The organism is Cryobacterium sp. TmT2-59 (assembly GCF_004403545.1).
In the GTDB taxonomy this organism is placed as follows: Bacteria; Actinomycetota; Actinomycetes; order Actinomycetales; family Microbacteriaceae; genus Cryobacterium; species Cryobacterium shii.
The window spans coordinates 1-12,487 of record NZ_SOGM01000084.1; the positions used below are offsets into that span (position 1 = coordinate 1).

Annotated in this window: 11 protein-coding genes and 2 pseudogenes; 5 read left to right on the forward strand and 8 right to left on the reverse strand. The window is 67.9% G+C overall.

Annotated elements, in window-relative coordinates; all coding sequences use genetic code 11:
* Positions 1-456: pseudogene (locus tag E3T24_RS17440) on the reverse strand (helix-turn-helix domain-containing protein); the annotation flags it as partial.
* A 130-nt stretch (positions 457-586) separates the two neighbouring features.
* A pseudogene (locus E3T24_RS18050) lies at positions 587-1,171 on the reverse strand (IS3 family transposase); the annotation flags it as partial.
* Between the two features lie 559 nt (positions 1,172-1,730).
* Between E3T24_RS18050 and E3T24_RS12815 the strand changes: the two are divergent.
* From E3T24_RS12815 to E3T24_RS17675, 4 genes are read left to right on the forward strand one after another with little or no spacing between them, the layout of a single operon-like run.
* The gene (locus tag E3T24_RS12815; protein ID WP_198415969.1) at positions 1,731-2,903 is read left to right on the forward strand and encodes a site-specific integrase; all 1,173 of its coding nucleotides are present in this window, start codon (positions 1,731-1,733) and stop codon (positions 2,901-2,903) included.
* Positions 2,900-3,832 (forward strand): tyrosine-type recombinase/integrase, encoded by a 933-nt coding sequence (locus E3T24_RS12820; protein WP_134365712.1) that lies wholly within the window; start codon positions 2,900-2,902, stop codon positions 3,830-3,832. Before E3T24_RS12815 ends, E3T24_RS12820 begins: the two co-directional genes overlap by 4 nt.
* Positions 3,829-4,278: a site-specific integrase gene (locus tag E3T24_RS17670; protein WP_198415968.1), complete on the forward strand. Its 450-nt coding sequence runs from the start codon at positions 3,829-3,831 to the stop codon at positions 4,276-4,278. The genes E3T24_RS12820 and E3T24_RS17670 overlap by 4 nt, the downstream gene beginning before the upstream one ends.
* Positions 4,188-4,817, forward strand: a complete 630-nt coding sequence (locus E3T24_RS17675) for a tyrosine-type recombinase/integrase (RefSeq protein ID WP_198415966.1) — start codon at positions 4,188-4,190, stop codon at positions 4,815-4,817. Before E3T24_RS17670 ends, E3T24_RS17675 begins: the two co-directional genes overlap by 91 nt.
* 24 nt (positions 4,818-4,841) lie before the next feature.
* Here the strand turns inward: E3T24_RS17675 and E3T24_RS12830 are convergent, their stop codons facing one another.
* The 6 genes from E3T24_RS12830 to E3T24_RS12855 form a co-directional block, all read right to left on the reverse strand.
* Positions 4,842-5,486 carry an ATP-binding protein gene (locus tag E3T24_RS12830; RefSeq protein WP_134434687.1) on the reverse strand — a complete coding sequence of 215 codons (645 nt, stop codon included), beginning with the start codon at positions 5,484-5,486 and terminating at the stop codon, positions 4,842-4,844.
* A complete protein-coding gene (locus tag E3T24_RS12835; protein WP_134434688.1) occupies positions 5,483-6,808 on the reverse strand; it encodes a DDE-type integrase/transposase/recombinase in 1,326 nt (441 codons plus the stop codon). The genes E3T24_RS12830 and E3T24_RS12835 overlap by 4 nt, the downstream gene beginning before the upstream one ends.
* Before the next feature lie 444 nt (positions 6,809-7,252).
* A complete protein-coding gene (locus E3T24_RS12840) occupies positions 7,253-7,546 on the reverse strand; it encodes a hypothetical protein (RefSeq protein ID WP_134365596.1) in 294 nt (97 codons plus the stop codon).
* Positions 7,543-7,920 carry a response regulator gene (locus E3T24_RS12845; RefSeq protein ID WP_134365597.1) on the reverse strand — a complete coding sequence of 126 codons (378 nt, stop codon included), beginning with the start codon at positions 7,918-7,920 and terminating at the stop codon, positions 7,543-7,545. The genes E3T24_RS12840 and E3T24_RS12845 overlap by 4 nt, the downstream gene beginning before the upstream one ends.
* Positions 7,917-9,515 carry an ATP-binding protein gene (locus E3T24_RS12850; RefSeq protein ID WP_160141055.1) on the reverse strand — a complete coding sequence of 533 codons (1,599 nt, stop codon included), beginning with the start codon at positions 9,513-9,515 and terminating at the stop codon, positions 7,917-7,919. The genes E3T24_RS12845 and E3T24_RS12850 overlap by 4 nt, the downstream gene beginning before the upstream one ends.
* On the reverse strand, positions 9,512-11,944 hold the full coding sequence (locus E3T24_RS12855; protein WP_134402568.1) for a response regulator: 2,433 nt from the start codon (positions 11,942-11,944) through the stop codon (positions 9,512-9,514). The genes E3T24_RS12850 and E3T24_RS12855 overlap by 4 nt, the downstream gene beginning before the upstream one ends.
* Before the next feature lie 258 nt (positions 11,945-12,202).
* On the opposite strand from E3T24_RS12855, the gene E3T24_RS12860 reads away from it, so the two are divergent.
* Entirely contained in the window at positions 12,203-12,382 is a 180-nt protein-coding gene (locus E3T24_RS12860; protein ID WP_174776552.1) for a hypothetical protein, read from the forward strand.
* Positions 12,383-12,487 lie beyond the last annotated feature (105 nt).

Consider the following 12,487-nt stretch of genomic DNA (forward strand, 5'->3'; position numbering starts at 1 on the left):
TGGCCCATGACGACGCCCGTTCCACGCCCCGATCCCGGGAGCTGCGGCGGGCGTGCCATCAGCGCGCGTTACCGTTCCATCCAACCGGGCCTGAACGTACTCGCGCAACGGTGGGCTTCCCGCGAGCTTGGCGGTCTTGGGTCGGCGGGCACGCCGGTCGGAGTGCCACTGGGCGCTCGTGGCACGGTATTCAGCTTTGCCGCCGCGCGAGGCCGCGTTGCGTCGTAGCTCGCGGGAGATCGTCGACGGGGACCGGCTCAACGCCAGCGCGATCTGGCGAACACCAAGATTCTGTGCTCGCAGGATCGCGATCTCCTCACGCTCGACGAAGGTCAAGAATCTTCCTGAGAGCGGTGCCTTGCTGAGGTCTCGCATCCCGCCAGCGTGACGGAAGAAACGTGTCCCGACCGGCGCCGACACGCCGGCCCGCTCGCCAGCCTCCTCGCTCGAGACACCCTGCCCCNTCGGCCCGGCGACCGCATCGGCTCCCGCCCGAGTTGCGTGGCCATCCAACCCTTCGGACGTCCCATATTCCACCTCCATAATCGAGGTGTTGCGACGACCGGTTGAATCCGCCCTGGGTGCCACGGTCGCTGTGGAAGATCACGGTCGCCGGGCGGTCTCCGCGCAGCACCATGGCCATCGTGAGGGCGTCCTGGATGAGGTCAGTGCGCATGTGGTCGGCGATGGCCCAGCCGATCACGCGGCGGCTGTGAGCGTCGATGACGGTCGCCAAATACACCCACCCCTCCCAGGTCCTCAGGTAGGTGATATCGCCCACCCAGACCTGGTTCAGCGACCCGGTATCCCACTCGCGTTTGACGGCGTCGACCGGGTAGGCGTCAGCGTGGTCGATGATCGTGGTCGTCTTCCACTTCTTCGGACAAATGCCCACCAATCCCAGGCGTTTCATGGTCACGGCGACGGTCTTGCGGGAGATGATCTCCCCGTCCGCGCGGAGATCGGCCAGGATCCTCGGCGCCCCGTAGACCTCGTCGGAATCGCCGTGGAAGAAGGCCACTTTTTGCTCGATATGCACCCGCCGAAGCGACGCCGGCGACGGCGGCCGGCCGACCCAGGCGTAGTAGCCCGACCGGGAGACCTCTTGAAGACGGACCATGCGGGTGATAGTGAAGTTGGTCTTCTCCGCCAGCATCAGTTCGAACGCTTGCCGTTCGTATCCGACGCTTCCTGGGCGAAGAAGATGGACGCTTTTTCAAGAACGCCCTGTCCATCTTCAGGTCCGCGTTTTCTTTCCGAAGCCGCAGCAGCTCAGCTCGTTCAGACTCCGTCACCTCGGTCTGCCCGGTCTCGTTGCGACCCTTGAACGCGGTCAACACCAGCTTCACGGCCTCGTCTTTGTACTCAGGAGTGAACTCCCGACGTGATCTTGCCATAGTGAACATTCTCTCTTGTGAGGTGTCCACTCGCTGGGGTCAAGGCCAAACCACTCCTGGAACGCCAGAATCGAACGCGGAAAATCAGGTTTGGGCACACCTCACTCAAGCTGAGCTAAGCGGATACGCACTAATCGACTTATGCCGACTCCGTGATTATGCCGATGTCGCCGCGGCCACTCTCCGATATCACTGATAGCGCTGGTATTTTCCGCAGACCCCAGAGAGATTGTCGGCATAATTCCGGCGTCGTTGGAAGCTGTTTCCGAGGAGGCATCGCGCTTCCAGACGAGGAACGAACTTATGTCAGGAACACGCAGAAAGGCTGGGGCTATGGCGCCCTACATCGCCGCCGTCGATGCGAAGCTGGCCGCGGCCGGCTACACGCCGGGCACGCGGCGGGGCATGTTGAAGATCGTCGGCGACGTCGGCCGCTGGCTGGAGACGGAACGGCTGACGGTCGCGGATTTCGACGAGTCGGCCGTCGCGTCCTTCCGCGCCGCCCGGGCCGGGGCGGGTTTCACTCAGAAGCTCTTTGGCCGCTGCTTCACTTTGATGTTCGAGGTGCTGCGGGAGGGCGGGGTACTTGCGCCTCGTCCCACGGCGGTGGTTTCTGCGCTGGAGGCTCTGCTGGCGGACTATCGGCAGTGGTTGGTCCACGACAAGGACCTGGCGGCGATGACGGTGCTGCGCTACGAGAAGTTGGCGCGGCGATTCCTGCAGATCGGTCAGCCTGCAGGAGAGCTGCTTGACACCACGATGCTGTCCGATCTCGAGATCTCGGCATTCATCCTGGCCGAGAGCGAGCGGGTGAGTCTCGGGTCCGCGCGCGGGCGGGTCGCGGAGATGCGCTCGTTGCTGCGCTACCTCTATCTCACGGACCGGACCAGCTGGAATCTTGCGGGATGTGTTCCCGCGGTCGCCGGTTGGCGCGACGCGCACCTGCCCGTCGCGCTCAGCGCCGGGCAGGTCGAGGCGATGGTGGACAGCTGCGATCCCGGCACCAGCACCGGCCGCCGGGACCGGGCGATCATGCTGCTGCTGGCCAGGCTGGGACTTCGGTCCATCGAGGTCGCCCGGTTGCGCCTGGACGACGTCGACTGGCGCGCCGGGGAGGTCACGGTCCGCAGCAAGGCCCGCCGCCGCGACCTGATGCCCCTGCCCGTCGACGCGGGAGAAGCGCTGGCGGACTACCTCCACGAGGGCCGGCCGGCGTCGCCGCACCGGGAGGTGTTCATCACCGAACGGGCCCCACGCAAACCGATCGCGGCGGATCTGGTCGGTGATGTGGTGCGCCGGGCGGCTCGCCGGGCCAATTGCCCGGAAGCGAAGGCACACCGGCTGCGGCACGCGCTGGCGACAGAGATGCTGGCGAAAGACATCCCCCTGCTGGACATCGGGCAGGTGCTGCGGCACCGGGATCTGGCCACCACTGCCATCTACGCGAAGATCGCCATCGACTCGCTGCGCGGCATCGCCCAGGACTGGCCGGGGCAGAACTCATGACGACACTCACTGAGTCCTTGGACGACTACCTTCGGCTGCGACGGAACCTGGGCTATCAGTTGGCTGACGCGGCGAGGCTTCTTCCCCGGTTCGTGGCGTGGATGGACGCCAATGAGCAACCGACGGTCACTATCGCCAACACCATCGCCTGGGTCGAGTCCGTGTCGGCTGAACCGGGCAGCGCTGTCTGGCCGCGCCGAATGACGGCCGTTCGCGGCTTCGCCCGCTACCTCTCCGGCATCGATTCCGCGACAGAAGTTTCACCAATCGGGTTGTTCCCCTCCCGCCGGCGCTGGAGGACACCATTCATCTATTCCGTCGACGACATCACCGCCTTGATGGGCCACGCGCAGCACGACTTGGATTCGCGACTGCCCGCGGCGACGTATTCCAACCTGATCGGGCTGCTGTCGGTGACGGGGCTACGCATCGGGGAAGCGATCCGGCTGGATCGGGCCGACGTTGACCTCGCTGCCGGCGTCCTCCTGGTCCGGGAATCGAAATTCATGAAGACCCGCAAGGTTCCCGTGCGCTCCAGCACCGTTGCTGCACTGCGCACATATGCCGCTCAGCGCGACACGCACCTCCCGGCGCCGTCCACCACGAGCTTCTTCGTGATGGTGACAGGAAAACGGCTGCTCTATCCCGTTGTCCAAACCGTCTTCCACCGCCTGTGCTCCGAGGCGGGGATCGGCGTCGGAGCGGCCCGCGGTCCCCGCTTACACGACCTGCGTCACACTTTCGCGGTCACCACGCTGGTCAACTGGTATCGCAGCGGCGCCGACGTCCACGCGCGACTGCCTTATCTCTCCACCTATCTCGGGCACCGCGATCCGCGGTTCACCTACTGGTATCTCTCCGCTGCGCCAGAACTGCTCGCCCTGGCCGCTGAACGCCTCGCGCCTGGGGATGGGCGGGTGCAGTCATGACGGCAATCACGGCGACGGTCCAGGTATTCTTCAGCGACCGTTTGGCCAAACAGCGCCAGGCCAGCGGCCACACCATCGCCGCCTACCGCGACACGCTGCGGCTGCTCTTCGCCTTCGTCCAGTCCACGACGGGGAAGCTGCCCTCGCACCTGGACTGGTCGGATCTCGACCAGGGCATGATCAGCGCGTTCCTGAACCATCTGGAGACCAAGCGGCACAACAGCGCCCGCACACGCAACGCCCGCCTGGGCGCGCTGCGGTCGCTGTTCCGCTACGCCGCGCTGCAGCACCCCGAACACGCCGACGTGATCGCCCGGGTGCTGGCGATTCCGCCGAAGAGGTTCGAAAAGCAACGGTGTCCTACCTCACCGCCGCGGAGGTCGACGCACTGCTGGCCGCGCCGAACCTCACCACCTGGGAGGGCCGCCGCGACCACGCCTGGCTGATGCTCTGCGTCCAGACCGGGTTGCGGGTGTCGGAGCTGACCGGGTTGAACTGCGCCGACATCGCCTGCGGCACCGGCGCAAACGTCCGCTGCCACGGGAAGGGACGCAAAGACCGCGCCATCCCGCTCACCGCAGCAACAGCGGCGGCGATCCGCCACTGGCTGCGTGAGAGGGCCGGCCTGCCGACCGATCCGTTGTTCTGCACCCGCACCGGTCGACGACTCACCCGCGATGCGATCGAGCACAGACTGGCCGCCCACCACTCCACAGCCGCCCTAGCCTGCGGAACATTGCATTCGAAGAAGCTGTCCCCGCACACGCTGCGGCACACCACCGCGATGACGCTGCTGCACGCGGGAGTGGACACCACCGTCATCGCGCTCTGGCTGGGCCACGCCGACACCCGGTCCACGGATCCCTACATCCACGCCGACATGACGATCAAGGAACGCGCGCTGGCCAAAACCACCCCGGTGTCGTCGCCGCCCGGCCGATACCGTCCCGCGGACAGCCTGCTCGCATTCCTCGAAGGACTGTGATTATGCCGACCTCCACGCAGCCAACTACCGGTCACAGTCCTGGAAAACACTGGGCGCGGGGCCCGCCGCCCCACCCACATCGGCATAATCACGGAGTCGGCATAAGTCGATTACGAGCAGCGTCGGGCCGGCGAAGAACCGCATCATCGTGCCCCATTTGCCTTCGATCGCGGCGCGGTGGCAGCGGGCGGCGAGGTCGGCGGCGGAGGTGAAGTAGGTGCGGTAGCCGGCCTGCACTGCGGCGTGGCCGAGGCCCGTGGCGATGTGTGTTTTCCCGACTCCGGGCGGCCCTATTAGGAGCACGTTGGTCGCGGTCTCGAGGTAGCGGCAGGTGCCGAGCTCGGCGAGCAGGTTGCGGTCGATGCCGGAGGCGGCGGCGAGGTCGAAGTCGTCGAGGGTGGCGCCGGTGGGGAGGTTCGCGAAGCGGAACCGGCCGGAGAGGCGTCGGGCGTCGGTCGCGGTGACCTCGATGGAGAGAAGGTGCTCGAGGGCGTGGGTGAGGCTCCAGCCCTCGGCTTGGGCCTGGTCGAGGACGCGGGGCAGGGCGTCGGCGGCGTCGGCGAGCTTAAGCTCGGTGAGGTGGCCGCGCAGCTGCTGATAGACGCTCGCTGGCGTCGCCGTGGTCACGGGGGTGGCGGTCGTCTGGGTGGTAGTGAGTGGGGTGTTCATCGGAGGGTGTTCCTGTTCTTCGCGGCCGTCTCGTAGGCGGCCAGGCTGATCACGGTGGTGGGTTCGGCGCTGCCAGTCAGCGCCATCGCGGCGCGGCGGGCCGCGGTGCCGGGTGGGATGCGTTCCTTCTTCCGGTGTGGCCGGCCGGGAGGCGCGGAGGCCAGGGCGATGGTCTCCAGGGCGGTGACGTGTCCGCTGTCGCGGATCGTGACCCCGAGGCCGGCCTCCGCGACGGTGTGGCGGGCGAGGACGACCCCGGAGATGGTGGCGATGTCGATGGTCGTCGCGCCGAGGCGTTGATGGACGACGACGCGGGCTGCGGCCAGTTCCGGCGGGACCGAGTAGCGGTTGCCGCGCCAATCGATCAGCGCCTGCCGTGTCGCGGTGCGTTGCTCGGTCACCACCACCGGGAACAGCGTCGGTGGCAAGGGTTTGAGCCGTTCCGCGGCGAACATGACCGCGGCCGTCGTTGACCCGTCGCGGCCCTCGCGGCGCCGACCGTCTTGCCCGGTCGCGAAGACGGTCAGGCGTTGCTGGGCTTGCTCGAGGGTGACGTCGTCGGGGAGGTCGCGCCACCACCGCTGCGCGGCGGTGTGGTTGTTCTTCTCGACCACGCCCTTGCGGTTGCCCGACCGGGGCCGGCAGGCCACGACGGTGACGGCGTGGTGCTTGGAGAACGCGGCGAACATCGGCGTCAGATCACTCGTCCCGGCCTTCAGCACGGTGCTCATCCGGTCGAACCGCCAGGACTTCGTCACCCCACCGAGCAGGCTCAGCAGGACCGTCATCGCCGCCAGCAGGTGGGGCAGGTCCATCGACGGGGAAATCACCGCCCGCCAAACCCCCGAGTGCGCCAGCGAACCCACGAGCACGAAGGCACGTTTGGTCGGGAACGCCCACCCGGCGGGCGCGTCGGGCAGCTCGACCCAGTCGAACTGAGTCTCCTCGCCTGGCGGGTGCTCGATGATCGCGTTGGGCCGCCGGGTCACGTGCGCGCAGGCGGTGCAGGCCGGCCGCAAGCTCCGGTCTCGGATCTGGCGGGTCAGGGTTTGATACGACCCTTCGAAGCCCAGCGGGACGAGCTCGTCCAGCAGCGTCGCCGCCCAGAGATGCGGGTCCTCCGTCAGCCTCGCGGTGACGTAGTCGATGAACGCGTCGAACGGGTCCGGGGCGGCGCGTTGACGCACTCCCGGGGTGCGTTGTCCGGCCAGATAGGCGCGGATGGTCTTACGGTCGTGGTCGGTGCGGCGGGCGATCTCACTGATCGTCATCCCTTGCCGTTTGAGCGCGTGGATGTCCACGTCGTCCTCCTCTGAAAGCATAGGAGCAGGGCCTTTCTCGAGCTGGTGCGTGGTCGAAGACCATCAGCATCGAGGAAGGCCCGCTTCTATGTGCGGAAGCGACCCGGAGTGGGGAATTTCAGTGAGCAGAACTGGGGAATTTCAGTGAGCGCCGTCACAGACGCAGACGGACCTCACGCCCGTCGTCGATCGAGTCCGGCGGCAAGTTCAGAATGCTCTCCCGCCTGACGACTACATCAACCTCATCCGACTGCTCGCCCGATTCACCGTAGCGCTGTGATCGCCAGCACCTAAGCAACGGTTCGTCAGCGGGACGTCCACGGACGTAGGTTGGCTACAATTCGCCGAAGTTCCGGAGTCTCGGGGGAGTGGCGTTTGGGAATGGCTGGCCGACGCCGTGGGCCCTGGCATTGGGGTCATGAACCAGCTCAGGAGCCCCCGTTGAGGCTGCGCCGACGCTGGGCCTCAGCCGACGAGCCGGCGTAGCTCGCGCACGGCCGCAGCCACCTCGTCGACCGGAGCGCGCGACTGCACCAGCCGCTCGACAACCGCGGCCTGCTCCGATCCGGGCCGGCGGTAGCTGCCCAACGCGCCGACGAGCTTGTGGGCGGCGGACTCGGCCTCGTCGGCCAGCACATCACCCGAGCGGTCTCCACCTCCGGCCTCGACGTACCGCTCGAGTGCCGCGACGCGCTGGTCGGCGAGGTACCCGTACCGCTCCCACATCTCGGCGAGGAAACCGTCGACCGCGTCGGTCACGGTCCCCATCCCAGCGACTCGGACACCAGACGCGGCAGCTCCATCGGGTCGAAGGGCTTCGCCAGCACGCCACGCACGCCCTCGGCCAGCCACCGCTCTCGCTCGGTGGCATCGGCCCGGGCCGTGAGCAGGAGTACCGGGATGTCGCGGGTGCGCGGGTCGGCCTGCAGCAGCGCATACGTTGTCGGGCCGTCGACGCGGGGCATCATAACGTCGAGAAGGACCGCGTCCGGCTGGGACGAGGCAACTATATCCAGCGCCTCCATACCGGAAGACGCCTCGATCACCCGCAGGCCACCGACTCGCTCAAGGCTGAGTCGGGCGACTGCGCGGATGTCCGGCTCGTCGTCGACGACGAGCACGCAGCGCGTCACGTCTCCTCCTTGCGCCGGAGGGGGCCGGGCCACGGCTCGTTCCGCGGCCTGCGCTGCGGCAGCACGACCGTGAACGTGGAGCCATGCCCGAGGATGCTGTCGACGTCGATGCGGCCGCCGTGCGCATGCACGATGCTTTGGCAGATGGCGAGCCCGAGGCCGCTGCCCTGCTTCTCGCGGGCGTCGCTCACGTCGACCTGCGCGAAGCGCTCGAAGATCTGCTCGACCCGGTCGGGCGGGATGCCACGGCCCTTGTCGCACACCTCGAAGCGGATCTCACCCTCTCGCATCCGGGCGGTGACGCGGACCGCGCTGCCGGAGTGGCTGAAGCGGACGGCGTTGCCCAGGAGGTTGACGAGCACCTGGGCGAGTCGGTCGGCATCGCCCCAGCAGATGTCGTCGGAGGTCTCCTGCTCCAGTCGGACGCCGGCCTGAGCGGCCATCCCTTCTACGGCTGCGAGCGCCAGCGCGACTAGGTCGCTCAGCCGGTGAGGACGGCGCACGACGTGCATGTGCCCCGCGGACAGGCGCTCGAGATCGAGGATGTCGGCCACGAGCCGACCGAGGCGGTCGGTGTTGGTGAGGGCGATGTCGACAAGCGACTGCACCTCGGGCGGCAGTTCGGCGACGACCCCGGCAGCGAGGAGGCCGAGCGAGCCGCGCATCGAGGTCAGCGGGGTGCGCAGCTCATGGCTCACCACCGAGACGAACTCGTCCTTGAGCCGCTCCACCTCCCGCCGCTGGCTGACGTCTTGGAAGACCAGCACTGCGCCAGCTGTCCGGTCGTCCTGCCGCAACGGCGCAAACGAAAGCTGCACCAGGAAGACCTCACCGTCCTGCCGACGGAAGGCGTCGTCCACGCCGACGAGCATCTGCTCGTCGCGCAGCGCCGCGCCGAGCGCACAGTCGTCGTCGCTGCACGAGCTGTCCTGGGGGTGCAGCAACTCGTGCAGCGGCTGGCCAAGCAGTTTTTCGGCCGGTGCCGCGAGCAGGTCGCACGCCGCGGGGTTGACGAGCGCCAGCCGGCCCTCCCCGTCCGTCGCGCAGATCCCGTCGCCCGCCGAACGCAGTACGGAGTCTGTGAGCCGCTGTGCCAGCTCAGCGGCAGCCAGCCGGCGCTGCACCTCCTCAGCGCCGAGCTCGAGCTCGGCCCAGGCGGACATGTCGGCCAGGACTTCCAGGTCCGCGCGGCTCCACGTGCGCGGCACGACGTCGAAGGCGCATAGCGTTCCCACAGCCTGCCCGTCCCAGCGCAGCGGGTAGCCGGCGTAGGCGCGCAGGCGAGGAGGGCCGACGACGAGCGGATTGTCACAGAATCGCGGGTCCGTGGATGCGTCGCCGACGAGCACCGGGGCGTCGTCCACGACGACGAAGTGGCAGAACGACGCGTCGTGATCCAGCGCGGGGTCGGTCTGTCCGGTGCAGGCCACGACCCACAGCCGCGTCTCGTCGACGAGATTGATGTAGACCACCGGCACGTCCAGCAGATGCTTCGCACGATCCACGATCCGGCGGAAGCGCTCCTGGCCCGGCTGGTCGAGCAGCCCTAGCGCCCGCAGCGCCTTGACGCGGGTGTGCTCGCGTGAGGTGGTCACGACGTACGGCTTGGGGAAGTCGTGTGGTGGGGCAGTGGCGGCGGGACCAGCGGCTCGTCCGCCGGGTGCTCGGGGTCGTTGGCCGCTGGACCGACAGCCGGCGCGGTGAGTCCGCCCTCCGGCGCCCCCCCTGTCCCGGCGGCCCGGGGCGTCACCTTCCAGGCCTTCTCGCGCATGGCTTGCTTCACCTGCGCGACGCGTGCGATGACGTTCTTGTACTCGGTGTAGAAGACCGAGGCAACCACGAGGTACAGCCAAAACCACGCCGTGCGGGAGCGGATCTCCGGATCGGCCTGGCGATACGCGAACAACGTCTGCCACGGCCCGACGCTGAGCGTGAAGATGGTCGTGAGGACGAACACCGGGACGAACCAGTCGAGGTGCTGCGGCCCGCCGGCGCGATGGGCGTAGAAGGCGATGAGCGGGAACATTTGGACGCTCAGCCAGGGGTAGACCTCGCGCCAGCCCAGCAGGAAGAAGAAGCCGAACCGCTGTCTGGGCGTGAGCCCGGGGTTGCGCAGCGCCCCGAAGAGGTGGCCCAGGGACACCTGGAACCACCCTTGCGCCCAGCGCATCCGCTGGTTCCACAGTGCCTGCAGCGTCGTCGGCGCCAACTCGCGGCTGATGAGGTACGGGTCGGAGCCGATCCGGTAGCCGGCTTCGACGACCCGCAGGGCAGAGTCGATGTCCTCGGTGAGCATCGAGCCGCGGAAGCGCGTCTCGCGCAGCAGCTGCGTGCGCCAGTAGCCGTTTGACCCGCCGAAGATGCCGAACTGGTGCAGCTTCGCCCGGCCGGGGTGGCTGACTGCGTAGATCATCTCGAACTCGACCGCTACGGTGCGCGCCACCCAGGAGGCGTCGCCGTTTCGTACCACCGGATGGCCCTGCACGACGTCGTACCCATCGGCCATCCAGCGGTAGGCGCGCACGAAGCTGTCTGCCGCGGGCAGGTGGTCGGCATCGAAGACACCAGCGAACTCACCAGTGACGATCTGCAGGGCGGCGTTGACGTTCTGCGCCTTGGACGTGCTCCCCTCCACCTTGAGCAGAGTGAAGCGCGTCTCGCGCTGCGCGAGCTCGCCGAGGACGCGCTCTACCGGGAGCGGGACGGGCGAGTTGTAGGCAAGCACGACCTGCAGGTCGCCGGGGTAGTTCACCCCCAGGAAGGCCTCGACGGTCTCCAGGACGGTCGCGGCCTCATTCGGCAGGTACGCCGCGATGACGGCACTCGCAGGCGGGTACGCCGGACCTCCGTCCTGCTCCTCTGGTGCGGGAGGCGGCTGCGCCGGGTTCAGGGCGAGCAGTCCTTCGACCCAGATCGCGATCCCTGTCACCAGCAGCGAGAAGACGACGACGAGGTAGGCGAACGGTGTGATGTCGAAACCCGCGCGGTCAGCCAACAGGTAGACGAAGTACGGCAGCACAATGCCTATGACGAACGTCAGCGCGACCTGGAACGGCGTGCGCAGCCGCTCGAGAAGCGGCCGAGGCTGGCGCGGTGCCGCGGCCTCGGCCTCGGCGAGCATCTCGGGACGGTACGCGATCGGCCGCAGATCGAGGTGCATCTGCGCGTGCTCGAGCGCCGCGCCGGCCTGCTCGACCGCCTGCTTGGCCGACTGGACGGCGTCGAGCGGGACGTATCCGACGAGCGGGGTAACGCTGACCTTTGAGCCCTCGACGTCCAGGCGGCGGCCGGCGAGGCGTTCGGAGAGTCCCTGCATCAGGTCGCGCACGTCGTCCGACGACGTCTCCGGCAGCAGCAGCCCGAAGCCGCCATCGGGGGTACGGCCGGCCGTCTCCAGCGGCGTGACCACGGCGCCGAGCACATCGGCGACCTGCCGCAACACCTCGTCGACCCCGCGCTCCCCGAAGCGCGCACGGATGCTCCCGGACTCGTTCAGCCCGAGCAGTGCCAAGTGCCCCGAGCGGCCACTGCGCAGCGCCCGCTCGCGCTCCCGGTCGAGCTCGTCCATGAACGTCGCGGACGAGGCCAGCCCCGTGCGGCGGTCAGTCTGCAGTCGGTCAGCAGGCACCGGCGGCCGTAGCCGCTTGGCGTCCACGCGAGCGACCAGGACCGGCAGGTCGAAGGGCTTGGTGATGTAGTCGTCCGCGCCGAGACGCATGCCGGACACCACGTCCGCGGCCTCCGCGCGGCTGGTGAGGAACAACAGGGGCAGGGAACGCAGCCGGGAGTCCTCGCGCAGTCGCTGCACGAGGGTGAAGCCGTCCATGTCCGGCATGTTGACGTCGGAGACGACGACGTCCGGGACCGCCTCGGCCAGTCTCTCCAGTGCCTCGGCGCCGCTGGAGGCCGTCGTGACGCGGTAGCCGGCTGCGAGGAGCCCTCGCGCGACCAGGCCCACGATCATCTCGTCGTCATCGACGACGAGCACCGCGCCCCGGTCGTCGGCTACTGCCCTACCCGTCATCGGGTTACTCCCGGTCAATAACTCCCCCTACGGCCTTCCGGCGCAGGACTGGAGCGACTGCGTGGTGCCTATTGAACTCTACAGGGGCACCCCCGCCACGAACTTCCGCTCGCGCGAAGTCGGGCACGGTCGCTGGTCACTAGACGGGGCGGCCGTGGGAATGATTGATCGACTACCGAACACTGCCCATTGGCGCAACCTTGAGCGTCCACAGCTCCGAATCGGATCGGGTTGGCCTTGAAGGTTTACGCTCAACAGGTGTTGTGCGCACAAGACTCCCTTCCGCCTCGCCTTCGCCGCGTACTCGTCGCCGGCGTCTCCGGCGTAGGAAAGTCGACGCTCGCGTCACGGATCGCAGCGATCACCGGCGGACAGCACACCGAGATCGACTCGCTCTATCACGGCCCCGGCTGGGCGCTACGGGAAAATTTTCTCTAGGAGCGTGTGTCAGTAACGCCTATTCGAAGTTGATGCGACGAGATCCGGGCCGATTTGGCCGCAGCGGGCGGGGCGTTGCTGTGGCGGTCGTCGTGGACTTCAGAG